This is a genomic window from Paenibacillus silagei (assembly GCF_017874735.1).
Lineage (GTDB): Bacteria > Bacillota > Bacilli > Paenibacillales > Paenibacillaceae > Paenibacillus_AQ > Paenibacillus_AQ silagei.
In genome coordinates, this window is the sequence record NZ_JAGGLV010000015.1 from 15312 (window position 1) to 39872 (window position 24561).

The 24561-nt window shown below is 49.8% G+C and carries 22 protein-coding genes and 4 tRNA genes; 20 read left to right on the plus strand and 6 right to left on the minus strand.

The window, feature by feature from the left end; translation table 11 throughout:
• Nucleotides 1–27: 27 nt before the first annotated feature.
• Complete coding sequence (locus J2Z70_RS20760) at nt 28–198, plus strand: hypothetical protein (RefSeq protein ID WP_209876399.1); 171 nt, start codon at nt 28–30, stop codon at nt 196–198.
• A gap of 87 nt (nt 199–285) precedes the next feature.
• Here the strand turns inward: J2Z70_RS20760 and cmpA are convergent, their stop codons facing one another.
• Nucleotides 286–423 (minus strand): cortex morphogenetic protein CmpA, encoded by a 138-nt coding sequence (gene cmpA, locus J2Z70_RS20765; protein WP_143803736.1) that lies wholly within the window; start codon nt 421–423, stop codon nt 286–288.
• 119 nt (nt 424–542) lie between these two features.
• The gene (locus J2Z70_RS20770) at nt 543–902 is read right to left on the minus strand and encodes a hypothetical protein (RefSeq protein WP_036697237.1); all 360 of its coding nucleotides are present in this window, start codon (nt 900–902) and stop codon (nt 543–545) included.
• 119 nt (nt 903–1021) lie between these two features.
• Between J2Z70_RS20770 and J2Z70_RS20775 the strand changes: the two genes are divergently transcribed.
• Nucleotides 1022–1507 (plus strand): SprT family protein, encoded by a 486-nt coding sequence (locus tag J2Z70_RS20775; protein WP_051477864.1) that lies wholly within the window; start codon nt 1022–1024, stop codon nt 1505–1507.
• On the opposite strand, the gene J2Z70_RS20780 is transcribed toward J2Z70_RS20775, so the two are convergent.
• Both J2Z70_RS20780 and J2Z70_RS20785 read right to left on the minus strand, forming a co-directional pair.
• Complete coding sequence (locus J2Z70_RS20780) at nt 1504–2145, minus strand: pentapeptide repeat-containing protein (RefSeq protein WP_209876401.1); 642 nt, start codon at nt 2143–2145, stop codon at nt 1504–1506. The two genes, J2Z70_RS20775 and J2Z70_RS20780, sit on opposite strands and share 4 nt — an antisense overlap.
• A 32-nt stretch (nt 2146–2177) precedes the next feature.
• Complete coding sequence (locus tag J2Z70_RS20785) at nt 2178–2606, minus strand: Lrp/AsnC family transcriptional regulator (RefSeq protein WP_209876403.1); 429 nt, start codon at nt 2604–2606, stop codon at nt 2178–2180.
• A 138-nt stretch (nt 2607–2744) separates the two neighbouring features.
• Here J2Z70_RS20785 and J2Z70_RS20790 point away from each other — a divergent pair, with 138 nt between their 5' ends.
• The 3 genes from J2Z70_RS20790 to J2Z70_RS20800 all read left to right on the plus strand — a co-directional run bounded on the left by J2Z70_RS20790 (nt 2745) and on the right by J2Z70_RS20800 (nt 3793).
• Nucleotides 2745–3497, plus strand: coding sequence for an MBL fold metallo-hydrolase (locus tag J2Z70_RS20790; protein WP_209876623.1), 753 nt, complete (start codon nt 2745–2747; stop codon nt 3495–3497).
• A gap of 125 nt (nt 3498–3622) precedes the next feature.
• A tRNA-Asn gene (locus J2Z70_RS20795) sits at nt 3623–3698 on the plus strand.
• A gap of 6 nt (nt 3699–3704) precedes the next feature.
• Nucleotides 3705–3793: transfer RNA gene (locus J2Z70_RS20800), tRNA-Ser, on the plus strand.
• A gap of 55 nt (nt 3794–3848) precedes the next feature.
• Here the strand turns inward: J2Z70_RS20800 and J2Z70_RS20805 are convergent.
• Nucleotides 3849–4136 carry a hypothetical protein gene (locus J2Z70_RS20805; protein ID WP_209876405.1) on the minus strand — a complete coding sequence of 96 codons (288 nt, stop codon included), beginning with the start codon at nt 4134–4136 and terminating at the stop codon, nt 3849–3851.
• A 391-nt stretch (nt 4137–4527) separates the two neighbouring features.
• Here J2Z70_RS20805 and J2Z70_RS20810 point away from each other — a divergent pair, with 391 nt between their 5' ends.
• Genes J2Z70_RS20810 through J2Z70_RS20820 form a run of 3 tightly spaced genes read left to right on the plus strand, consistent with a single transcriptional unit; the run spans nt 4528 to nt 7594 of the window.
• Nucleotides 4528–5532: a Gfo/Idh/MocA family protein gene (locus J2Z70_RS20810; protein ID WP_209876407.1), complete on the plus strand. Its 1005-nt coding sequence runs from the start codon at nt 4528–4530 to the stop codon at nt 5530–5532.
• 42 nt (nt 5533–5574) lie between these two features.
• Complete coding sequence (locus J2Z70_RS20815) at nt 5575–6498, plus strand: helix-turn-helix domain-containing protein (protein WP_209876409.1); 924 nt, start codon at nt 5575–5577, stop codon at nt 6496–6498.
• Nucleotides 6499–6511: 13 nt separating this feature from the next.
• Entirely contained in the window at nt 6512–7594 is a 1083-nt protein-coding gene (locus J2Z70_RS20820; protein WP_209876625.1) for a Gfo/Idh/MocA family protein, read from the plus strand.
• A 202-nt stretch (nt 7595–7796) separates the two neighbouring features.
• Here J2Z70_RS20820 and J2Z70_RS20825 read toward each other — a convergent pair whose 3' ends face one another.
• Complete coding sequence (locus tag J2Z70_RS20825; RefSeq protein WP_209876411.1) at nt 7797–8627, minus strand: type II CAAX endopeptidase family protein; 831 nt, start codon at nt 8625–8627, stop codon at nt 7797–7799.
• Between the two features lie 547 nt (nt 8628–9174).
• Here J2Z70_RS20825 and J2Z70_RS20830 point away from each other — a divergent pair.
• The 12 genes from J2Z70_RS20830 (at nt 9175) to J2Z70_RS20885 (ending at nt 24435) form a co-directional block, all read left to right on the plus strand.
• A complete protein-coding gene (locus tag J2Z70_RS20830; protein WP_209876413.1) occupies nt 9175–10080 on the plus strand; it encodes a branched-chain amino acid ABC transporter permease in 906 nt (301 codons plus the stop codon).
• A 12-nt stretch (nt 10081–10092) separates the two neighbouring features.
• Nucleotides 10093–11061, plus strand: coding sequence for a branched-chain amino acid ABC transporter permease (locus tag J2Z70_RS20835; RefSeq protein ID WP_342593038.1), 969 nt, complete (start codon nt 10093–10095; stop codon nt 11059–11061).
• Nucleotides 11030–11812 carry an ABC transporter ATP-binding protein gene (locus J2Z70_RS20840; RefSeq protein ID WP_036723347.1) on the plus strand — a complete coding sequence of 261 codons (783 nt, stop codon included), beginning with the start codon at nt 11030–11032 and terminating at the stop codon, nt 11810–11812. The genes J2Z70_RS20835 and J2Z70_RS20840 overlap by 32 nt, the downstream gene beginning before the upstream one ends.
• A gap of 4 nt (nt 11813–11816) precedes the next feature.
• Nucleotides 11817–12518 (plus strand): ABC transporter ATP-binding protein, encoded by a 702-nt coding sequence (locus J2Z70_RS20845; RefSeq protein WP_036723349.1) that lies wholly within the window; start codon nt 11817–11819, stop codon nt 12516–12518.
• Between the two features lie 74 nt (nt 12519–12592).
• On the plus strand, nt 12593–13789 hold the full coding sequence (locus J2Z70_RS20850) for an ABC transporter substrate-binding protein (protein WP_036723351.1): 1197 nt from the start codon (nt 12593–12595) through the stop codon (nt 13787–13789).
• A 240-nt stretch (nt 13790–14029) separates the two neighbouring features.
• Nucleotides 14030–15163, plus strand: a complete 1134-nt coding sequence (gene ald, locus J2Z70_RS20855) for an alanine dehydrogenase (protein WP_209876415.1) — start codon at nt 14030–14032, stop codon at nt 15161–15163.
• Nucleotides 15164–15305: 142 nt separating this feature from the next.
• Nucleotides 15306–15380 (plus strand) — tRNA-Glu (locus J2Z70_RS20860).
• 117 nt (nt 15381–15497) lie between these two features.
• Nucleotides 15498–15580, plus strand: a tRNA-Leu gene (locus tag J2Z70_RS20865).
• A 533-nt stretch (nt 15581–16113) separates the two neighbouring features.
• Nucleotides 16114–17064, plus strand: a complete 951-nt coding sequence (locus J2Z70_RS20870) for a helix-turn-helix transcriptional regulator (protein ID WP_209876417.1) — start codon at nt 16114–16116, stop codon at nt 17062–17064.
• Nucleotides 17065–17101: 37 nt separating this feature from the next.
• Complete coding sequence (locus J2Z70_RS20875) at nt 17102–18205, plus strand: hypothetical protein (RefSeq protein WP_209876419.1); 1104 nt, start codon at nt 17102–17104, stop codon at nt 18203–18205.
• A gap of 88 nt (nt 18206–18293) precedes the next feature.
• The gene (locus J2Z70_RS20880) at nt 18294–21203 is read left to right on the plus strand and encodes a PD-(D/E)XK nuclease family protein (RefSeq protein WP_209876421.1); all 2910 of its coding nucleotides are present in this window, start codon (nt 18294–18296) and stop codon (nt 21201–21203) included.
• On the plus strand, nt 21196–24435 hold the full coding sequence (locus J2Z70_RS20885) for a UvrD-helicase domain-containing protein (RefSeq protein ID WP_209876423.1): 3240 nt from the start codon (nt 21196–21198) through the stop codon (nt 24433–24435). Before J2Z70_RS20880 ends, J2Z70_RS20885 begins: the two co-directional genes overlap by 8 nt.
• Nucleotides 24436–24561: the final 126 nt, after the last annotated feature.

Here is a 24561-nt window from a genome sequence, read left to right on the forward strand (position 1 = left end):
GCTAAACCCCGAGAGGAGAGATTGAAGATGGAGCCGAATTACAAGGACAGAAGTGTTGAGGTTGAACGGACAGAGGTGCACCGCAAATCGGATTCCAGTCTGGTCGCATCCACGTTCATTAAATATGCAGCCTACATTATAATCACCTTCGGAGTTCTGTTTTTCCTGGTGAACTACGTATTCCCGATGTTTAAATAAGCCGGCTGCCAAGCGCAGATTTGGCCTGATTCACGCCAAAAAGCCACGATACCCCTCAGGGGATCGCGGCTTTTTGTTACATAACCGTTATACGTTCTTCTGGATCATCTCGTGGGAATCGGCGGTATTCCGGTAAAAGAACCAGCATTCATTCAGCAGTCTAATCTGACGGCAGTCCTTCTTGAAATAGGCCTTCATGAGCTGTTGGCGAAGCCATTGTGGCAAGGGTACCCCTCCTCTGCATGCTTCCTGTGTATAGATAGCATATGGGGGAATACGCCCAAAGGTGCACGGTTAGTTTCAGGTAGCCAAGCCGAATTTCACAAGGCCGCCCGGAACCAGCGTTACTGCACCCGTTCTTCTTCCTCTTCATACCATTGTTCCAACTGGGCCTGGAGCGCCCGGATTTCGGTCAATAGAGAGATCAGCGGGTAATGCTCCTCCTTAATGGAGGCAAAAGCCTGCTCCAGCCGGTTAATATACGCCAGCCCCGACTCCAAGTGATGCTCTTCGCGCAGCAGCTCCAGCGCCTCGCATTCGGCCACCGCCCGCGGCAGTCCGGGTACATTCTCGGCTGTTAGCTTGTCGATTTCTTTGTTCAGGCGAAGATTGAGGGCGCTTAGCTGGTAAGCATATTCCTCCGGCATCTCCACGAATAGCAATTCCTGATCCTGCTGCATAATTACGTAACGCATTCTAGGCATCTTTCATTCTCCCTCCGGACTTGTCTTCCTTCTTGACAGTGTAGCGTATGGGCAAGTTACAATTCAAGTAGTGATCTAATTTCAGGTGGAGAGGACCGTGAAGGAGCGCTATGACCAGTATGAGCAACGAAGAGCTGCAGCAATGGATTGAGCAGGTGTCACTGAAGAGCTTTGGCGTGCCTTTCCGGCATACGGCGAGCTTTAACAGCAGACTTACGACAACCGGCGGACGATATTTTACCAAGAGCCATAATATAGAGATTAACCCCCAGCAGCTGGCGATGTACGGACGGGAGGAGACGGAGAAGATCATCAAGCACGAACTCTGCCACTACCACCTGCATCTTGCGAAGCGGGGATATATGCACCGGGATGCTGATTTCAAAACACTGCTGGCCCGCGTCGGCGGCAGCCGGTATTGTCAGACCCTGCCGGGCGCCAAGGCCCGTAAGCCGCAGCCTTACCGGTATAAGCTGGTATGCATCGTCTGTGCCACTGAATATCTGCGTAAGCGCCGGGCCGATCCTGGGCGGTACCGATGCGGTAAATGCTCCGGCAAGCTGAAGCTGATTACGCTAGAAGCCGGCGCGGGTCCGGCTACTTAATTTTTGATAACCAGACCTAGTAGTCCGGCAAAAGAAGCCGCCTGCTCCGCAGAGATGATACAGCCCTCCAAATCCTGGAGATCCACTAGAAGGCCGGTGAACTCGCAGTCGCTCAGGTCAACGCCCTTCAGCTTGCATCCTGCCAGCGTGGCCTGCTCCAGATTACATTCCGAGAAATACAGGTCTTTCAGGGTGGACTGGTAATAATCTGCGCTGGCCAGCGAGCTGCGCTCGAAGGAAGCCCCTTTGAAGTTGGCAAAACGGAAGACCGCGAATTCCCCGATACATCCGGTAATGGATACATTTTGAAACCGTGCTCTGGTGAAATCTGTGCCGGTCAAACGGCAATCCCTGAACTCGGTCCGGTGTATGAAGGCGTCGCTGAAATCCACATTGGACAGGTCGCAATGATCGAAGACCACATCGGTAAGCTCAATGCGCTGCAGCGAGGATTCCGTGATGGTGACGTTTTTGAAAATAGTCTTGTCGAAAGCTACCCTCGTAGCCTCCTGATATTCAATGAGCGCTCCTTCAATGAGGCAGCGGCTGAATTCGTCTTTGGAAGCAAGGGTGTGAACGTCCTGCGGCATAAGTTGCCCGGGATCTGGGATTCTGGGTGGTTCAATCTTGTTACTCATGTCGGCCTCCTTGGCAGTTCTTATATTTAATGCTATTTAATCTGGCCCATGTCCAGGTTGATCCGGTAATTCCCATAGTTCAGTAATTCGTCTAAAAAAGCGGTCAGCGCCTCCTGATCCACCGTACGCACCCGCATCCAGTAACAGCCCTCCCCGCTGATGCGGTACAGCTCGGTCACACTCTCATGGGCCTTCGCAAAAGCCTGAAAAGGCAGATGATCCTTGTTGCTGCTGAGAAAAACCGTTATAAAGGCGTGAATATTCTGACCGATCCGCAGCGGGTTCCACCGGATGGTGTAGCCTTCAATGATGCCAAGCTCCCGCATTCTGCGGACACGTGCGCCTACAGCCTGGCCGGTCAGATGGACCATCGCCCCGATATCCTTATGGCTTAAGGTGGAATCATCGATAAGGAGCTGGAGGATGCGGTAATCGGTATTGTCGATGAGGTAAGAGGTCATTTCCTTGAATTCCTTTCCGGCTGAAAGCAGAACGTAAGAATCTCTTTCGCGGCGCAATGTCTTCTATTCTTGCCCTGATTTATACTTATTGTATCAGAAATTGATCTTAAGTAAGACATCCGGGAAGAGGTGCATATGATGAAAATTAAGCTGATCCGCCACGCCACTCTATGGCTGGAATACGGCGGTGCGACGTTTCTGATCGATCCCATGCTGAGTGCGCAGGGCGTGAATCCGCCGATTATGAATTCGGGCGATGACCGCCGGAATCCGCTGGTGCCTCTGCCGGGGCCTGTCCAGCAGTGGCTGGAGCCGGATGCTGTACTGGTCACGCATCTGCACCAGGATCACTGGGATGCTGCAGCAGTAGAGCAGTTGTCCAAGGAGTTGCCGGTGTATTGCCAGGAAGGCGACGGGGAGCGAATTGCTGCCCAGGGCTTTGGGCGTGTTACAGAAATTATGGATACCGGCTCTGTGTCCGTCGGCGGTGTGACCCTGACACGTACAGGCGGGCATCACGGGACAGGGGAGATCGGGGAATTAATGGGTAAGGTCTCCGGCTTCGTCTTCCGGGCGGAAGGCGAACCTGTGTTGTACCTGGCGGGAGATACCATCTGGTGCGAAGAGGTTCAGCAGGTGATAGCGGCGCAGACACCGGAGGTCATTATAGTCAATGCCGGAGGTGCCAGCTTTCTGAGCGGAGGCCCCATTACCATGAACGAACAGGATGTGGTGGAGGTATGCCATGCCGCTCCGGCTGCTTCGATAATTGCTGTGCATATGGATACGATTAACCACTGCCATGTGACGAGGGAACTATTGAAGCAACGCCTTGAACAGGAGGGCTTACTGAGCCGCGTGGCTGTTCCGCTGGATGGAGAGTGGGTCTGACATAAGCGACACCTATAGGGATACCCTACAGATAGGTGGAGTTTGTAAACGATCTCATAATCTCTCGCTACCCGCTTGACTAACCCGTAGAATCATGATAAATTAATCCTTGTTCATGTTAATGTTCCCTGATAGCTCAGTTGGTAGAGCACTCGACTGTTAATCGAGTTGTCACAGGTTCGAGTCCTGTTCGGGGAGCCATTACTTGGAGAGATACCCAAGTGGCTATAAGGGGACCCTCTGCTAAGGGGTTAGACTGCGTAAGCGGTGCGAGGGTTCGAATCCCTCTCTCTCCGTTATAAAAGGAGCTCATATTGAGCTCCTTTTTTGATTGTTTAGGAAATTATGATTTTAGTCCGATGTGGATTCACCGAACACAATGGGCAGCGCGTGGTCATCTGGGCTGGAGACGGATGTAGTCGAAAAACCGTCCACATTCGTAGCGGCAAAGGCGTGTGTGCGGGATGTGGTCGAAAAACCGACCACATTCGGTGCGGCAGAGGCGTGTGTGCGGGATGGGGTCGAAAAACCGACCACATTCGGTGCGGCAGAGGCGTGTGTGCGGGATGTGGTCGAAAAACCGACCACATTCGTCGCGGCAGAGGCGTGTGTGCGGGATGGGGTCGAAAAACCGACCACATTCGGTGCGGCGGAGGCGTGTGTGCGGGATGTGGTCGAAAAACCGACCACAATGGCTATGCCGCAGGCATTTTGTTCAAATATAAGAGTATATATGTTTCACACGATAATTTATCCTTCTATTTCTCGCTGAAACGGTAACGTCCTTTAAAAGGACGGCAAAGCCGTTTCCACTTGTTCGAAAGAATTTAGGGCCCCTGCAAAGTACCCACTTTGTGGGGTTGTTTTGCGTTCATCCGGCGGAAGCGGGCGGAATCTCTGAACGATATGATTTCCCTGTGTGATGTCGTAATTCCATATAGTCGATGTCGCATTTATCTACTAAAAATCCTGCTTATTATATGATACTTTATAGGTGATGTCAGAATAATGTATATGGAGGTGCAGGCGGGTGAGTATTAGGATTGGCAAGATCAGCTTTTGGCATGTACATGCCTGGGATTATACGAAGCAGGCTCAGGAGCATAGCGATACGGAAATTGCTGCGGTATGGGACGAGGACGGGGAGCGGGGCAGGAAGGCGGCAGAGAGCTTGAATGTCCCGTTTTATGATTCTCTGGAAGACATGCTTGCCCGGAAGGATATCGATGCCGTGATTGTCGACGCACCAACCCAGATGCACCGGGAGGTCATAATTGCGGCGGCCAGAGCAGGCAAACACATTTTCACCGAAAAGGTTGTAGCTGCATCGCTGAATGAGGTTAACGAAATCCTCTCCGAGGTCGCGGAGCATGGAGTGAAGCTGACCGTGTCTCTGCCGCGGCTAAATGACGGTTACACGTTATCGGTTACAGACATTCTAAGCCAGGGACTGCTTGGGGAGATCACTTATGTCAGAGTCCGTTTATCCCATAACGGCGCAACGGCCAACTGGCTTCCCGAGCATTTCTATAGTCTCGAGCAATGCCAGGGCGGTGCCTTGATTGATCTGGGATGTCATCCCATGTACCTGACCAGACTGTTTCTGGGTCAAGAGGTGACCGGAGTAAGCGCGAGCTTCGGATATGTTACGGGCAAGGAAGTGGAAGACAACGCAGTAGCGACGCTCTATACCGGTTCGGGAGCGATAGGTGTGGTGGAAGCCGGCTTCGTGAACAGCTACTCCCCTTTTACCATAGAAGTGCATGGAACGGAAGGAACTCTGCTCTATGGAACGCCTGAAGCGAAGCTGCTCGTCAGAAGCACCAAAGTGGCAGATCAAGGGGCTGCCTGGAACGAAACGCCTGTGCTGGCCAACCGTGACAGCGCTTTTGAGCAGTGGGTTGCCCACATCCAGAACAACACGCTTGCTTCTGACAATATTCAAGCGGCAACGGAGCTTACCCGGTTAATGGAGGCGGCGAATCTCTCGGCGAAGGCAGGACGGGTGGTCCGGTTAGCCGAACTGAAGTCTTGATCACTTACCTGATACCTGACGTAGCTTAAGCAGGAGGTTAACATGAGCCCTTTTCCTTTCGAGATTATGTTTGAGAAGATGGATCTGCTGGAAAGACTGGATATTTCCATCCTGTGGGGACATTATGAAATTTCTGTTCTCCGGTTTCATTTGACCTCTTTTCCGCCGGGGAAGGTCATTGATTTCCATAACCATGCTGAATTTGAATTTCATTTCATACCGCGGGGCAAGGGAACGGTCATTCTTGGCGATCAGCAGTATCCTTTATCGGAGGGAATGCTCTATTTGACCGGACCGGGTGTTATGCATCGTCAGGAAGCAGATGCGGAAGAGTCGATGGAGGAGTTATGTCTGCATATCCATATTGCGGAGAAGCAGAGGGACGATGCAGACCCATGGGAGGTTGCGGAAGCGGAGGAATGTGTGGAGAAGCTGAGGAGGCTGCCGCTTATCCCTGCGCAGGATTATCACAGGGCGATGAAGTGTTTTCTGGAAGCCTATGAAGCCTGTGACGGCAAGCTTGCGGGATATTACACATCCATCAAGCATCTCGTGATCAGTATCTTGCTCAAGGTAACCAGAGCTTATGATACAGGCGGGATGGGAGCTGAGGCACCCGTACGGGATATGTTGACCTACCGCTATCAATATGCTGTTCAGTACATGGAAGCGAATTATTCAGCAGCCGTGACGCTGGAGAATGTTGCGGAGAAGCTGAATATCAGCCCGAGGCAGCTACAGCGGATATTTAAGCAGGTTGATCCGGATCAACCCTTCAGCCGGATTCTTGAAGAGATCCGGCTCCAGGCAGTGTGCAGCAAGCTTGAAGCCAGCAGCCTGTCGATCGAACATATCGCGGAGTCCGAGGGGTTCACCAATGCGACCTATCTGCATTCGGTATTCCGCAAGCGGCTGGGCATGACCCCGGCTGCCTACCGCAAGGCCCGAAAAATACATGAACAGTGAGGATGAGATGGCGATGAGCAAAGTGTATCGTGTTGGAGTGATCGGCTGTGGAGGAATTGCGAACGGGAAGCATTTGCCTGCCTTAAGCAGACAGGATAAGGTTCAAGTGGTAGCTTTTTGCGATATTATCAAGGAACGGGCTGAGGCTGCTGCTGAACAATACGGCAGTGCGGATGCTGCTGTCTATACGGATTACCAGGAATTATTGAAGGATGCTTCCATTGATATTGTTCATGTGCTTACTCCCAATGATGCGCATGCGGAAATATCTATTGCGGCTTTGGAAGCGGGCAAGCATGTGATGTGTGAGAAGCCAATGGCCAAAACAGCAGCAGACGCCAAACGTATGGCTGAATCAGCGAAACGTACAGGGAAGAAGCTGACCATAGGGTATGACAACCGGTTCCGGCAAGACAGCTTGTATCTGAAAAAAGTCTGTGAAGCAGGCGAGCTCGGCCATATCTATTATGCGAAAGCACATGCCATCCGGCGCAGAGCGGTCCCTACCTGGGGCGTATTCCTGGATGAGGAGAAGCAGGGAGGCGGCCCGCTGATTGATATCGGAACTCATGCGCTCGATCTGACGCTCTGGATGATGGATAACTACAAACCGAAGGTTGTGCTGGGAACGAAATACCACGAGCTCTCCCAAAAAGAAGACGCTGCCAACGCCTGGGGACCCTGGGACCCGAAGAAATTCACCGTGGAAGACTCTGCGTTCGGGATGATTGTGATGGAGAACGGCGCAACGATTACGCTGGAAGCCAGCTGGGCGCTGAATTCGCTGGATGTGGATGAAGCTAAGTGCAGCTTAAGCGGAACCGAAGCGGGTGCGGACATGAAGGACGGTCTCCGGATTAACGGGGAGAAGCATAGCAAGCTATACACGAATAAAATTGAACTTGGTGCCGGGGGAGTAGCCTTCTATGACGGCAAAGAAGAGAAATCTACGGATATCGAATTAAGAAAGTGGATCGAAGCGATCGAACAGGATAAAGATCCGGTCGTGACTCCTGAACAGGCTTACGTGGTCTCCCGGATTCTGGAGGCAATCTATGAATCGGCCCAGACGGGGAAGGCGGTATATTTGGACTAGACTACCAATGTTAAAAAAGCGGCGATTCTCTCGTTATTGGAGAATCGCTGCTTTCTGTTTTTGGTCCATTGCAGCTTGTTTTAATAGAACTCCATTTTACCAAACCACTTAAACAACGGTTCGTTCACGCAGCGTCCACCCAAGTACTCACGTTGATCCTGCTCAAAAAAAGGGGCTGTCTGTTTTTTTGCCGTAATGCCATTTACAACCGGACATCTGTTACGAACGCAGATCGCCTGTAGAAGATCCACGCTGCAATCACGAGTGTAACAGCCACCAGTATCCCCGACTCACCCGTCCAGAGATAGGCATTCTTCCCGCTGGTGTACCGGTCGAAAGCGTCCTGAATAATAGCATTCCATGAGGCGTGGAGCAGAACCGCCGGCCATATGCTCCCCGTGCTTAAGCGCAATAGACTAATAATGATGTTAAATGAGCTGATGGTTACCATAAACAATACGATCGATAAGGCCAGAGAAGGGCCGGAATAGTAGCTGCCGATTAGAATCGCCGGGATATGCCACATGCCCCAGATCAGTCCGCTCATGAGAATAGGCTTCGGGACACGGGCCTCAATGAGCCGGGTCAGCATATAACCTCTCCAACCTAACTCTTCTCCGGCACTGCTGATGATTCCCGTCGCGGTTCCGATGGACATTTGAATCAGGATAGCCCCGACCAGCGAACCGGCAATATTGCCATTGTGGCCTGTATACTCCGTCAGTCCTGTGATCCAGGCGGTTCCGTAGGCCACCAGGCCAACCGCCACCGGCAACAACAAGATGAATGGAATGGCCTTCAACGTGCGCCGTCCCCCGAGCCTCAGGGAGATGTCCGCGAAGCCCTCACGCAGCAAGATACGGGTGAGTATGGAGGAGATCCCGGGCGCCCACATCAGCAGCAAGCCATATACAGGCGTTACAATAAGAGCCAGTATGTAACTAATAGCCGTAAGAGGAATGAGTATCAGGAAGAATACTAGCAACCCTCTCCTGGCAGATTGGACGGTCTCCTCTTTTTCGATGGTGCTCATTTCAATTTCACTCCTTTGAATGTGTGTAATGCTTGGTAGAGTATAGCAACGAACGGGGAAGTGAGGAACAACCCGGAGCCCAGCAGGCCGCCCGGACCTTGGCCCAGTCATCAATGAGACTGTAGACGCAGGGGGACTTTTATACGCTTAATCCTGACCTCTACCACCGCACACTGCCGGTTCAATCCGTTACCCCTTTAATTAATTGAAGGAATGATGCTGTAAAGAGACAAATGTTATATTAATTCCGCAGAAAAAAAGTATTGTATAAGAAAAGGAAACAACTTCTAAAACGTTCCTGCTTAAAAATCCTCTGTTTTTCTCCTGTTTTCTGCGCATTTTTCGTAAACCTACAATAACCTACCGAATCCTACATATATCATGTTATGTAATATAACACCAACTATTGAATTTTGTATTAATTCCCACAAAAATTAGTGACGATTCTCTGACCTTGTGTTAATATAAATGACATCATAATCCAAGAAAAGAGAAGCAGCACAGAGAAAGGGGTATACAAGATGAATATGGGGAGAAGGGGATGGCGATGGAGTACTTCATTCAGCAACTAATAAACGGAATATCCGTAGGCAGCATTTACGCTCTGATCGCCCTTGGTTACACAATGGTGTACGGTATCATCAAGCTGATTAATTTTGCGCATGGCGATGTATTCATGGTAGGATCGTTCATCGGTCTGTACAGTGCCAAATACCTGGCGAATGCGGGATTGCCGCCTATCGTTGTACTGCTCTTGTCGCTGATGATCTCGATGACGATCAGTGCGCTGCTAGGGATCACTATTGAACGTCTGGCGTATAAGCCGTTGCGTAAGTCCACTCGAATAGCGGCGCTGATTACAGCGATTGGCGTATCCTTCCTGCTCGAATATACCGGAGTCTTGATCCTCGGGCCGCAGGCCAAGGGCTTCCCGGATATTATGGATAAGAAGCAGTATCATCTCTTCGGGTCTTCCATCCAGGTCGAATCCAATCAGATAATGATTCTTCTAACAACGATAATTCTTATGCTAGTGCTGCAATATATCGTCAGGTACACCCGAACGGGCAAAGCCATGCGGGCCGTATCCTTCGATGTAGAAGCGGCTCGGCTGATGGGCATCAACGTAGACCGCACCATTTCAGCCACCTTCGCCATCGGTTCGGCGCTGGCCGCTGCGGCGGGCGTGATTTTCGGCATGACGTACAATTCGGTTGATCCTCTCATGGGCGTAATGCCCGGGCTTAAGGCTTTTGTCGCGGCAGTGCTTGGAGGAATTGGCAGTATACCGGGTGCGCTTGTCGGCGGATTACTGCTGGGAACGGTTGAGACAGAGATTTCTTCGCTCGGGTTCTCCTCCTGGCGTGACGGTGTAGCCTTTGCGGTACTGATTCTAATCCTTATCTTCAAACCATCCGGGCTGTTCGGCAAGAATGTCCGGGAGAAAGTGTAGGGGGAAGCTGCCGTGAAAAAGATAAATAAAAAATTCTGGCTGGGCATTCTTATGGCCCTTGCGTTCTATGGAATCGTAAAAGTTCTTCTAACAACAGGAATCCTTAGTGATGTGAATCAGTCTATGCTGCTGCTCATCGGGGTTAATATCATGCTGGCCGTGTCGCTGAATCTGATTACCGGGATTACCGGGCAGTTCTCCATTGGTCATGCCGGGTTCATGTCGGTGGGTGCGTATACCTCGGCGATTCTTACCCTTGACTACAATGTGCCGTTCATTCCTGCGATTCTTGCGGGCGGACTGCTGGCAGCGGTATTCGGTGTATTGATCGGGATGCCTACGCTCCGGCTTAACGGGGACTATCTGGCTATTGCGACGCTGGGCTTCGGTGAGATTATCCGCATTATTATGCTGAATACGGAATATGTCGGCGGTGCTTCAGGGCTCAGCGGTATTCCGGCCAAGACGACCTGGACCATGCTCTTCTTCTTCACTCTGATCTCAGTCGTACTGATTAATAACTTCATTAGATCTACTCACGGCCGGGCCTGCATTGCGATCCGTGAGAATGAGATTGCCGCTGAGGCGATGGGGATTAATACGACACGCTACAAAATCATCGCCTTCACCATCGGGGCACTGTTTGCCGGTATGGCGGGCGGCCTGTCGGCCCATACGTTCTATGTCATTACGCCGGGCAGCTTCAACTTCCTGAAGTCTTTTGAAATTATCGTCATGGTGGTTCTTGGGGGGCTGGGCAGTACGGCGGGTTCTATCGTGGGTGCGGTGTTCGTTACCCTGCTGTACACCTACTTACGTGAATTCCCGGAATGGCGCATGATTATTTACTCGATTGTGCTCATTCTGATGATGATCTTCCGTCCAAGTGGCCTGCTTGGCGTAAGCAAATTCTCGCTCGGCAAGTTCGGCAAAAAGGAGGCGAAGGCAAATGACGCAATCGAGAGCAGCGGTACTCCTTGATGTAAAAGCGGCCAGCCGGGCCTTCGGAGGACTGAAGGCGGTCAGTGAGGTATCCCTTCATATTGATAAAGGCGAGCTGATCGGCCTGATCGGACCCAATGGTGCCGGTAAAACAACACTGTTCAACCTGTTGACCGGAGTGTACCCGCCTTCGTCGGGCAGCATTCTTTTGAACAATGAGTCTATCGGCGGGATGAAGCCTTACAAGATCAATCATAAAGGCGCTGCGCGTACGTTCCAGAATATCCGCCTATTTACGGCTATGACCGTGCTGGAGAACGTCAAGATTGCCTTCCATCAGCATGCGAAGCACTCGTTGTTCTCTTCGATGCTACGTCTGCCGAAGCATTTCCAGGGCGAAGAGGAGATTACCCGGAAGGCGATGGATATTCTCAAAATCTTCAATCTGGCTGACCAGAGTGAAGAGGTGGCGAGCAACCTGAGCTATGGGAATCAGCGGCGTCTGGAGATTGCCCGGGCGCTTGCGGCCGGACCGAAGCTGCTGCTGCTCGATGAGCCGGCAGCCGGGATGAATCCGAATGAGACACGTGACCTGATGAATCTGATCGCCTGGATCCGGGAGGAGTTCGACCTGACCATTCTGCTGATCGAGCATGATATGTCACTGGTTATGGGGGTCTGTAACCGCATCTACGTGCTGGACCGCGGAATCCTTATTGCTGACGGAACACCGGCGGAGATCCGCAACAATCCGAAGGTCATCGAAGCGTATTTGGGACAGGAGGCGTAACGCTATGCTTACAGTACAAGGGATTAATGTCTATTACGGAGCGATTCATGCCTTGAAGGAGCTAAGCATCACCGTGAAGCAGGGAGAGATCGTGACCTTGATCGGTGCCAACGGCGCCGGCAAGTCAACGCTGCTCAAGACGCTCTCGGGGCTGCTGAAGCCCAAGACAGGAAGTATCGAATTCCTGAATAAATCCATAGCGAATCAAAGCGTTCAGGCGATTGTCAAAGAAGGGCTGATCCATTGTCCCGAAGGACGGCGCGTATTCGCCAATATGTCTGTCGAGGAGAATCTCGAATTAGGCGCTTACCTGCAGGATGGAAGCAGCCTGGCTGCTGACTTCGAGAAGGTGTACAACACCTTCCCGCGTTTGCTTGAACGCAAGAAGCAGCAGGCCGGAACCTTATCCGGCGGGGAGCAGCAGATGCTGGCAATGGGCCGGGCTATTATGGGCCACCCGAAGCTGCTGCTGCTGGATGAACCGTCGATGGGGCTGGCGCCGCTGCTGGTCCAGGATATTTTCCGGATTATCAAGGAAGTCAACGATGCCGGAACCACTGTCCTGCTGGTTGAGCAGAATGCCCACCAGGCGCTCAAAATCGCCGACCGTGCCTATGTCCTGGAGACAGGCCGGGTAGTGCTTGAAGGGGATGCCAAGGAAATGGCCGATTCCGATGAGATCAAAATGGCTTATCTCGGGCACTAGCAGGCAATCCATACTACAGCAGCATCACAGAAACAACATATATAAACTAAATAATCAGGAGGCTGGGAGAAACTATGAAGAAAATTGGGGCCATTATCTTGTCGACAGTATTGACTGCGGTATTAGCATCCGGCTGCGGCAACAACACAGAGAACAGCGGTAACTCTGCAAGCGGCGGGAACAGTGCCGGAGGCACGATCAAAATCGGGGCTGACCTGGAGCTTACCGGCGGCCAGGCTTCTTTCGGCGACTCGGCCTCCAAGGGCGCGAAGCTGGCGGTGGACCAGATCAACGCCGCAGGCGGTGTACTCGGCAAGCAGCTGGAGCTGGTAGTTGCAGACAATGCATCGAAGTCGGAGGAAGCTACACAAGCGGCGCAGAAGCTGATCACCAATGACAAGGTCGTGACCATTATCGGCGCATCCACATCGACCAACACACTTGGGATCGTTCCGGTAGCTACGGAGAAGAAGATCCCGCTGGTCTCGGTAGGCGCTACGAATCCGAAGGTAACCGTGGATGAGCGCAGCGGCAATGTGAATGAATATGTGTTCCGCGCCGCATTCATCGATCCGTTCCAGGGTGAGGTTATGGCTAACTTTGCGCTCGATTCCCTGAAGGCCAAGACAGCAGTTATCTATACTGATACGTCCTCCGACTATTCCAAGGGTCTGCAGAAGTTCTTCGAAGAGACCTTCAAGGCCAAAGGCGGCGAAGTGTTGAGCCAGGAGTCTTACCAGCAGAAGGATTCTGACTTCAAAGCAGTTCTGACCCGCATCAAAGCAGCGAACCCGGATGTCATCTACCTGCCTGGTTATTATGAAGAAGTAGGTAAAATTGTGAAGCAGGCCCGTGAGATGGGCATTACCGTTCCGTTCCTCGGCGGCGACGGCTGGGATTCCCCGCAGCTGGCGGAAATCGCCGGTGCCAAAGCGCTGGAGAATACGTTCATGTCCAATCACTACTCGCCTGAAGATACAGCTCCTGAAGTAACCAGCTTCGTAGACGCCTACAAAGCGGCTAACGGAGGAGCGGTTCCCGATGGTATGGCGGCCCTGGGCTATGATGCCCTGAAGCTGGTGGCTGATGCGATTACCCGTGCGGGTGAAGCTGATCCGGCCAAGATTACAGAAGCACTGGCAGCGACTAAGGATCTGCAGCTCGCTACAGGTAAAATCACCCTGAACGACAAGCATGACCCGGTCAAAGCCGCAGTTGTGCTGAAATTCGTGGACGGGAAGCAAACCTTTGAAACCAAGGTTAATCCTTAAGCTGCGAAATTGCATATACTAAGGTGAAGGAACGGGGAGCCGGTCCGCAGGAGGCCAGGGTGTCTCTTGCCTCACCTTAACCGTGAAGAGGAAGGCCCCGAATGGGAGCCTTTCTTTTCGCATCTCACAGGGATAGAATGTTGACTATACTTACACAACTAAGCAGATGCTTCCGAAGCGAGTTGTGGCGGTGAGATATCAAGGAAGACTATGCTAACACAACTTTGAGGGGGAATCGGCATGATTATTGGCGTACCCGCAGAAATCAAGAATAACGAGAACCGCGTCGCCATCACCCCGGCCGGGGTGGAAGCGCTCCGGAAGGCAGGTCATGAAGTGTATATTCAAGCTTCTGCCGGCATAGGCAGCGGTTTCAGCGACAAGGAATATTCGGATAAAGGCGCTGTGATTCTGGATACGGCCGCTGAGGTCTGGAGCAAGGCGGAGATGATTATCAAAGTGAAGGAGCCACTACCGGAGGAGTACGGTTATTTCCGCAAAGGGCTGATCCTCTTCACCTATCTGCACTTGGCACCTGAAGCAGAGCTGACCAAAGCACTGGTGGATAGCGGTGTGACCGCTGTGGGCTATGAGACCATTCAGCTTGAAGACGGCTCGCTGCCGCTGCTGATTCCGATGAGTGAGGTCGCCGGACGGATGGCGGTGCAGATCGGCGCCGGTCTGCTGGAGAAGCCGCATGGCGGCAAGGGCGTTCTGCTGGGCGGTGTGCCTGGCGTGCATCCGGGAGAGGTCGTCATTGTCGGTGGCGGAATCGTTGGCACCAATGCGGCGAAGATCGCGCTGGGCATGGGGGCACGTGTCACCGTGCTGGATCTGAATGCGGGCCGCCTGCGCGCGCTGGATGATATTTTTGGCGGGCGGCTGGTGACCGTGATGTCGGATTCCTATCATCTGGAGCAGGCTGTGCGCCGGGCGGATCTGCTGATCGGAGCGGTGCTGATTCCCGGTGCCCGTGCCCCCAAGCTGGTCAAAGAGTATATGGTGCAGCAGATGGAAGAGGGCTCTGTAATTGTGGACGTTGCGATTGATCAGGGCGGGTCGATCGAGACGATTGACCGGATCACCACCCATGAGAACCCGACGTATGTGAAGCATGGCGTGGTCCATTACGCCGTAGCCAATATGCCTGGAGCGGTCGCCAGGACCTCGACACTGGCGCTGACCAATGTGACGATTCCTTATGCGCTGCAGATTGCCAATCTGGGCATTCATGCGGCGGCAGTCCAGAGTGCGGCGCTTGCGCGCGGCCTGAATGTAGTGGCAGGACAAGTGACCAATGCTGCGGTGGCCGGGAGTCTGGGGTATGAATATACGGATGGAATCCAGGTGCTGGCTGCTGGCGGGGATAGCTGATCTTAAGAGGGGAGAAGCAGAGGCTGCACACTGCAGTTCTCCCCGTATTTTCCGGGAAATGCGACCTTCAAAAAAAGGCTTGTCAAATCCGCCGACGTTTGATATAATCATTTTTGTTGTCACAAAGAAAAACTTTAAATTTGGCTCGTTGGTCAAGGGGTTAAGACACCTCCCTTTCACGGAGGTAACATGGGTTCGAATCCCATACGAGTCACCATTTCTTCTTCGAATGTATGGGATGAGAATCCTTGGGTTCGTTGGAGCATAGGCATCGTTAGGAATACTTCGCAATCTCGTAACGGAGTGGAGAGTATCCCATACGAGTCACCAATATGCGGTAGTGGTGGAATGGCAGACACGCTATCTTGAGGGGGTAGTGGGTGTATACCCGTGGAGGTTCGAGTCCTCTCTACCGCATAACATGCAAAAAGCAGGAAAACCTTGATGATTCAAGGTTTTCCTGCTTTTTTTGTTTTTTATTAAGTATCTGATGCTAACAGTTCTGTTTTGGCTTTGTTGACGAATTGTTGACGGGATTTTAATGAAGGTAAGATGAAATCTCAATTGCCATGGGTTTCGAATAAAGACAATTCTTCTTCTGCGTTTCCCGCTTTCAGAAACTTATTCAAGTTCTTTATTGTCGACTTCGGGACAAAAAGACGTTTTGATTCGGTTGAATCATGTACAATATGCGAAACCGGGGATATGGTTTGGAAACATTATTATCGAATAAATGGGTCATACCTAACTATTCATAATTAATTGAACCTTACAGCGTACATAGCGCGGAGGATTCGGTTTTTTTTGCGTTGTAGCTCCAAGTTATATGAAGGGGGAAATTTAACAAACGTACGTTCCCTGACAACTATTGGTAACAATGATCAGGTATACTGGAGTTAAGATTAAATTTTCACATCCGGTGCTCATTACTATAATAAGGGAGAATAACCATGGCTGAGAAAATTATACGTATATTTAATATCATTAACGCGATCCAGTCGAATCCTGGTATATCTGCAGCAGATTTAGCTTTTAAGTGCGATGTAGATGTAAGAACGATATACCGGGATCTTCGGCTGTTAGATACGATTGCTCCTATAACGAATACAGGTAAAGGAACGGGCTATCGCTTTATGGGCAAGTTCTTTTTGTATCCCCTTAATTTTTCTGAACAGGAAGCGCTCGTATTCTCACTGCTACCCTCTATGATAGATGAAGATAAGCTACCTCCCGGATTCCACACGGCATATGATAAGGTCATGTCTACACATCACAAAGAAAAGTCAAAGCAAAACAGTATCATTGAAGACATTACTAATATTATTCAGATGGGTACACCTGCATATCGTCAAGAGAGTCCCAATTTTTTGCAACCGATTATTCAGGCGATTTTAGACCAGAAGACAATACAAACCACTTATCATACCCAGTATCGAAATGAAACTACCGAGCGGAAGATTGATCCGTACTACCTCGTGCCGCGTGATCAGCGCTTCTATTTAATCGGTTTCTGCCATACAAAGCAGGATATTCGGACGTTTCGAATCAGTCGTTTCCTTAAGGTGGATTCCACGACCGAAACGTTCGATAAAAGTGACTTCAATATTAAAAAGTATCTCAAGAACACGTGGTCCATTGAACAAGGCGAGAAAAATATAACCTTTAAAGTACGGTTTAATGCTGAGGTCGCCAGGTACATTAAAGAGGAAGAATTATTCGTTCATCCGCGTATGACAGACAACAAAGACGGTAGTATGATTTTTGAGGCAACGGTTAACAACGAAAAAGAGTTTATACGATGGATTCTGCAGTATGGGCCAGCCGCTGAAATTTTAGAGCCGGCCTCAGTGCGTGAAACTTTGAAAGCTCAATTGGCTCAGTGGACTGAGATGTATAAATAGATTTATAACTGTTTTAGTTAGAAGGGGGAATGTAAACATGAAAGGAAACCTATTTACATCTTACTACAGCCAATTGGAAAACCAGATCACAGAGGCTTTTTTAAAGGTGATGATGTATTCAACCTCTGACTTGACTGATAGTTTCCTGAACTTTATTGGTCTCAAAGGGGAATATGGCGTTTTCAGCTACGATTTCCAATTTGGGAATGATATACAAATGAATGTTCAACGAGCGGTGCTGATTGGTATTGCGGAGACTAGAACTGTGGTAGGTTTAGATAAACCTGTTAAACAAGAGGACGTAGAAGGGGAAGGGCGAGACGGTATTCCTGATGGTTATATTTATGCAGGCAAGGGTACTTTAGCCCTTTTGTTTGAGATGAAACGTGGAGGCGGGAAACTCTATAGGAGTCAACTTAATGCTCATAAACAGCGATTTCAAGGTATTGATATGGATTGCGTTGAAGAAGTTATTCTTACATGGAAGCAGGTTCTTAGCTTTTTCGAGGAACAGAGGATGATCTATTCTACTGAGCATCGCAATTATCTGTTAATCGAGGGCTTTTTGTCGTTCTGTGAGTTTCATTTCGTTGGAGAAGTTAATACGGCAGTGTCACCAGAGCGTATCATTGCTCGCTATGATATGAACGGTTATCTAAAATCCTTACATGAATATTGTATTGGACTAAGCCCTAACTCAGCTAAAAGTATGCGTGACTCTATAAATTATTATGTAAAGGGGAGGTCATCTGCTTTTTTTACTGTATGGTATGGAAGGGGCTATCTTGTGCTTAAGCCTCAAGAAATAGTAGGTCTTCAATTCGACTTACTTGTTGCACAACAGTTCGGTATATGTTGTTCTACGCCTTATGACTATAAAACACAAGAGACGTTTATTAGGATAGACTGGATTCAAACTCCAGAGCAGCTGGAACAAGTGAAGTTGATGATCAAATTAGCGTATGACAGCAAAATAAACAAGCAAACATTTGAAATCCAACAGTTTATTCAAGAATATGGGATTACAATTAATGACTTTAGCCAGTCACGACTTGCTAAGAAAGGAATTAGCTACTTTGAACCTAAAACTGCTAAGGTAGAGGAGTTACGTAAAGGAATTTTAAGTGTGCTTCAAGGATAGTTTTGCTGGACTGAAATGTATAAATAAGACTTAGCAGGAACTGCTGTATGTTCCTCGAAATATACAAGGTAGGAAGGATGTGGGTCTCATGAACCATGATTGGTTTGCGGATTTGTGTGAAATATGCAATAACGATCCTTTTCGTAGAAAGATCCTCCTTGTGGATCATTATGATCAGGGTGAGCGGTGGCTGAATCGGATAACAAAGGAACACGGCCCTCTTCTAGGTGTGGAAACAGAAACGTTAAGGTCTCTCGTAGCGAAACGAACCAAAGCGGAACTGGTGAAACGAGGGCTTCATCTTTTAAATCGAAAACAGACGTTCTGGGTTGTCCAGAATCTTATGGTTAATATGGCGGAGCATCAAGATAAATACATACCAGCCGAGATGATTACCCCAGGTATCGTTCAAAGCTTTCACCACGCGATTGAGGAACTCCGAGGGGCGGGGATTTTCGCTTCAGGTCTTTCTATTTCTGTTTTTGAACATGAGCAAAAAGGTCTCTATATCACTGAACTGCTCTCTGCATATGAACAATGGCTGGAACAGAATCAATTTACTGATTTTGCAGGTCTGCTTGATTACATACCAGAAATTGATAGATCAGCGGATAACCATCTCTTCATCCATAGAGATATGGAGCGGTTCTCTTCCGTGGAGAAAGAAATGCTGAGACGCATCGCTGGAGATAGACTGCTCATTCTTCCGCAAACGGGAGCTTTCCCGTCATCCCTACAGAATGGTGATCATGTTGCTGTTCAGCTGTACCATGCCACAGGAGCTTTAGCTGAGATCCGCGAAGCATTCCGACGTGTATGCAATACGAGTTCTTCCTTCGATCAAGCAGAGATCGTTGTTTCTAATTATGAGGCTTATTGTTCAACGATATATACGCTCAGTCAAACTCTCGATATTCCTTGTACCTTTTCCCAAGGGCTCCCCGTTACTTATACAAATGTCGGAAAGGCTGCGCTAGTTTATCTCGAATGGCTGGAATGCAACTACGATGTAGAGTGCTTACTTAAGGCTCTTCGACACGATTATATATCATTTCATCAACTTGGAGAATCCGTGGATCAGGCTGATCTCATCCTTGCTTTGGAGCAAAGCGGAATTGGTTGGGGAAGACAACGGTATTCCATGTTAGAGGCCGCAGATAATACTGAGTTAAAGGGGCGACACGCTGAAGCGATCAGGTTGTTAAACCGGGCGTTTAGTGGATTGTTTCAAAAACTGCCTGATACGCATCAAGTAACGTGGACTCCTATGGTGATTTTGCATGCATTAATAGATTTTCTTCAAAAGCACACCGTTTCGTCCAGTGAAGCAGACTCGCATGTTATCACTGAACTAATTGACCAAGCGAAGCTGCTGGAGGTTGTCTCTCCTCGTACATTGTCCAGCGAGATCGCGTTGCGTTATGTAAAAGAATTGGTGGAGGGTATTCGTATCTGTGGAAGCGGACCATCTTGCGGAAAGCTGCACATCTCTTCGCTTCAAGATGGCGGCATATCGGGAAGAACTCAGACGTACATCCTGGGCATGAGTAATGAGGCTTGGTCCTTGCAGCTCCGACAGGATCCTGTATTACTGGATATGGAACGCAGGAGTCTGGAGGGGCTACTCTTATCTACTGAGCGAACTGATCATATTATTCGTGAACGCGAGACCCGATTAGGATTGCTGTCAGGACAAGTTACGCTGGGCTATTCCAGCTATGATCCGGCAGAGCAGAAGGAAGTCATTCCGGCTTTTGCGTTATTACAGGCTGCTAGAATAGTGACGGACGATCCCCAGATGGATCTGACTGGACTAGGACAGGTACTGGGTAGACCGGTTGGATATATGTCGATTCACCCGAATGGAGAGCATTTGTTGGATGGGACGGATCGCTGGCTTGGACGGTTCCACACTGAGGGGAAACTTCAAGATGGCCTTTCATCACTACGTCAATCCTTTCCATTCGCCGCTAAGTTGGAACAAGCAGAGATGCGAATTAGCGAAGGAGCCCTGTCAGAATATGAGGGAATGCTCTTGACGGATACCTTTGCGGTTCGTTATCTAAACAATCCTGAGACGTATCTTAGTGTGACTCAGCTCGAACGATATGCGGAATGCCCCAAGAGGTTTTTCTTTTCTCAAGTACTGAAGCTCAGGGCAAAGGAGACTGCTGAATTCGATCGTTCCAAATGGCTGGATGCAGCTAGCAGAGGCAGCTTGCTTCACAGTATCTTTTACCACTATCTGAAAGAAATGTCCGCAGGTTCTATAAATGAGAATAGGCTTAAGCATGATGAACACAGGCTTCAGGAAATCACAGAGCAGGTCATCCGTGAGTATGAAGCGAAGGTGCCGCCGCCAACTCCCCATATCTTTCAAAAAGAATGCGATTCGCTGCGGCGTGATGTCGGCATTTTTTATCAGATGGAGCAAAAAGCCGAGGGACGGCCACGTTTTTTTGAGCTCGAATTGACATTAGACGGACAACCCATGAGCGTCAGGCTGGATAATGGTCTTGTCATTAGAATGAAGGGATTTGTGGACAGGGTTGATGAGATCGGGCCGCACAAGTACAAGATCTATGATTACAAAACAGGCAGTCCGGCGAAGTATGACGAGAATGAGTATTTCTCACAGGGAACGCAACTGCAGCATGCGCTGTATGCTGTTGCGGTTGAACAGTGGCTTAAGCATACCGGTATGGATCCGGAGGCACGGGTGGTAGAGTCAGCCTATTACTTCCCAACGGAACGAGGCAAAGGCGATGAGGTATGCCGGGTTCAAAATAAGACGGCTGAGCTTTCGGAGTTAGTGGGACATTTATTAGCTTCGATGGAGTCAGGAACATTTACCGCGACAACAGAGTTGAAACGATGTTCCTATTGCGATTATGGAGCGGTGTGCAAGAATGAATCAGAACGTACGAAGGCAAAATGGAATTTAGAACCCAATACTCCATTGCTTCACCATATCAAGGAGGTAGAGCATTTTGGTTGATGATCAGACGGCCAGAGAGCGAATTGCAGGAGTATTAGACCGAACGTTGATGGTGGAAGCAGGAGCAGGGTCGGGGAAGACGACATCACTCGTGGGCCGAATGATTGCTCTGATTGAGTCAGGGAGCGCCGTGGCCGAGCAGATTGCAGCCATTACCTTCACACGGAAAGCAGCGGATGAGCTGAAAAGCAGGTTCAGACTGGAGCTGGAGCGGCGGATCCGTAAGGCGATTGAGCCGCAGAAGGCTCTGCTGCAGCGGGCTTTACAGGAGATCGATCGGTGCTATATTGGCACGATTCATTCTTTTTGCGGCAGACTGCTTAGGGAGAGACCGATTGAGGCAAGACTGGACCCTATGTTCCGTGAGATTGAAGAAGATGAAGCGAGCTTATTACAGGACCAATGCTGGGATGAGTATCTGGTGAGCTTGATCGAGAACGGTAAGGGAGATAGAATGACTGACCTTGCGTCTCTGCAAGTAAACGTGGAGGATCTGCGCCAGGTATATAAACGGGTATGCGGCTATACCGATGTACACATTGAGACGGTTGCCTCTTCTAGACCTAACTTTGACCTTATTCGCTTATCTCTGCCTCAGATGATAGCAGAAGCTGGGCGTTACATTCCAACACAGAAACCAGCACAAGGCTGGGATGCGCTGCAGGCAATGGTTCGTGACGGAAAGAGACTGCTTATACTACACGGACTTGATGATGATATGCGTATACTGCAGCTCGCATTGATATTTGAGCGAAAAATCAATGTTACCTTAAACAGGTGGACAGACAGTGCTATGGCAAAGGAATACAAAGTTATGTTCCTGGAATGGCAAATCCGCGTTTTGTTTCCCTTCCTTGGTGCTTGGCGCGAGTATCTATATCCGCAGTTGATTGATTTTGTCAGTCCGGCTGTTGATTATGGCGCACACAAGCGAAACGAACTAGGCGTTCTAGACTTTCAGGATCTGCTGATGCGGGCAACAGCATTACTCCGTGAGCATGAGCATGTACGGCGGTTTTTTGCAGCCCGTTATACGCGATTGTTCGTAGATGAATTTCAGGACACCGATCCCATTCAGGCCGAGCTTATGTTTCTTCTAACAGGTGATGACCCAAGGGAAGCGGATTGGAGAAGGATCACTCCCAAACCAGGTTCTTTATTTATTGTTGGAGATCCGAAACAATCGATTTACCGGTTTAGACGTGCGGATATTTCAACCTATAATTGGGTCAAAAACAAGATCAGTTCTTGTGGTGAGGTCCTGCAGCTAAGTGCGAACTTTCGCTCAATTCACCATCTTGGGCAATTTACAAATGATGAATTTAATGCACGGTTTCCACAGGCTGAATCTGAACATCAGGCGGCTTTTGTACATATGGATACACGGACGACTAATCCGGAGAACGGTGTACAGCATGGGGTCTATACAATGACTCATGCGAAAATGGCTGGAGGCCAGGCGGCGATTGCCGAAGCAGATGCATCCCGGGCTGCTCGTTATATTGCCTGGGCTTGCAGTGGTCAACTGAAGATTCAGGAGAAGCAGCCGGGAAGTAACGGTGGTTTCCTTGTAAGGGATGCAACTCCAAGTGATTTCCTGGTACTACTGAAACGAAAAGATTTTCTGCACCTGTACGCTGCAAAGTTAGAACAGTATGGAGTACCCTCTGTTACGACTGGAAGTTCGGCGATTTACGAAGAGATCGATGCGATTGCTGTGCTGGCAAGTTGTCTAAACGACCCTGGAGATCCGGTGGCACTGCTTGCTGTACTTAAGGGGATGTTATTTAGTGTCAGTGATAATGCACTTTTCCATTATAAGATGCAAGGTTTTCCGATCACATATACTACTTTACCGAATCAAGCAGAAGTAGGGGAAATAGCTTCACCAGTATATGAAGCACTGGTACGACTCGCTGAATACGCGGAGATGATTCGGAAGTTACCGGCATTATCTGCACTGTTATCTATCATAGAGGATATGGGGATGATTTCGCTCGCAGCAGTTCGTCAGACCGGTAGGGCGCGTGCTGGAACATTGATCAAACTCCTGCATCTGCTACATAAGGACAGTCTAGTAGCAGCAAGCTGGCCGGAACTGAGCGAATATCTAATGCGGGTCGTAAAAGAAGCGAAGCTAGAGTGCGGAGATCTGTTCGCGGGAGAGCAGGATGCCGTTCGCATCATGAACCTGCATAAGGCCAAAGGTCTTGAGGCACCAGTTGTACTGCTGGCTTGTCCTTGCGGAGAGTCTGATCATGATGCCGGAGAGCATGTGGATCGGATGGGAGATTCCGCACGCGGTTACTTCAGTATTACGCGGCGAAGAGGATATCAAGAGGATGTGATTGCTCATCCACCAGGCTGGCAAGAACTCGCTGAGCGGGAGCGATTGTACATGAATGCGGAGAAGGAACGGTTGCTATATGTCGCCGCTACCCGCGCCAAGCAGCTTATGATTATCAGCCGATATCCGGACCGGCCAGCGATTGATCCCTGGAGCAGCTTTGAATGCGGGATTCTGGAAGGTAGAGAGCTGAATGATCCTGAGGTTATATCTGAGGTGCCTTCGCGTTACGAAGGGGCGCATGATGAAACAGCAGATGAAAATAATAGCCGTCAGTGGCGAAGCCGGCTGGCACAGCCGACGTATCAGACGGCCTCGGTAACGAAACTGGCGAAGTCCGGAGCCGTTCAGCCACCCAGGCCGCTTGCGGGCAGAGGCATGGCATTCGGTAGCGTGGTTCATCGCTGCATCGAGCTGCTTGGGACCGGCGCGGAATCCGAGCAGATGGAGCTGCACATCAGGATGATCGCCGAAGAAGAGGGGATGGATGAAGCGCTGATTCCGGACGTGCAAACAATACTAGATGATGTGGTGAATCATCCGCTGTGGCGACGTGCGCTGGCGGCGAAGCGGCGGATTCATGAGTTACCGCTACGTACTGTGAGGGCGGATATTGAACTGTTTGGAGAAGATTCCATAGTAGGCTCCGAAGCAAAGACCCTGTATTTGAAAGGCGTTATTGACTTCCTCTTTGAAGAGGAGGAGGGTTGGGTAGTTGTCGATTTTAAGACGGATGTGTATGAAGAAGGGCAGCAGGCGGCGTTTGTGGAGTTTTATCGGCCGCAGGTTGTGGCTTATAGAAGAGAGTTGGAAATAGCGTTTGGAATGAAGGTGCAAGAAGCGGTGATGTATTTCTTGCATAGGAATGAGTATGTTTCACTATGAATGAATTGCGAGGTACAGAATATCAAGAGTAGGTAATGTGATGGAATAGCACTAATTTGACGATTGTTTTAGTAGTTAAAAGGGCGGAATGTTCATATGAATCTCGAAATATAGTTCTTGAGATTC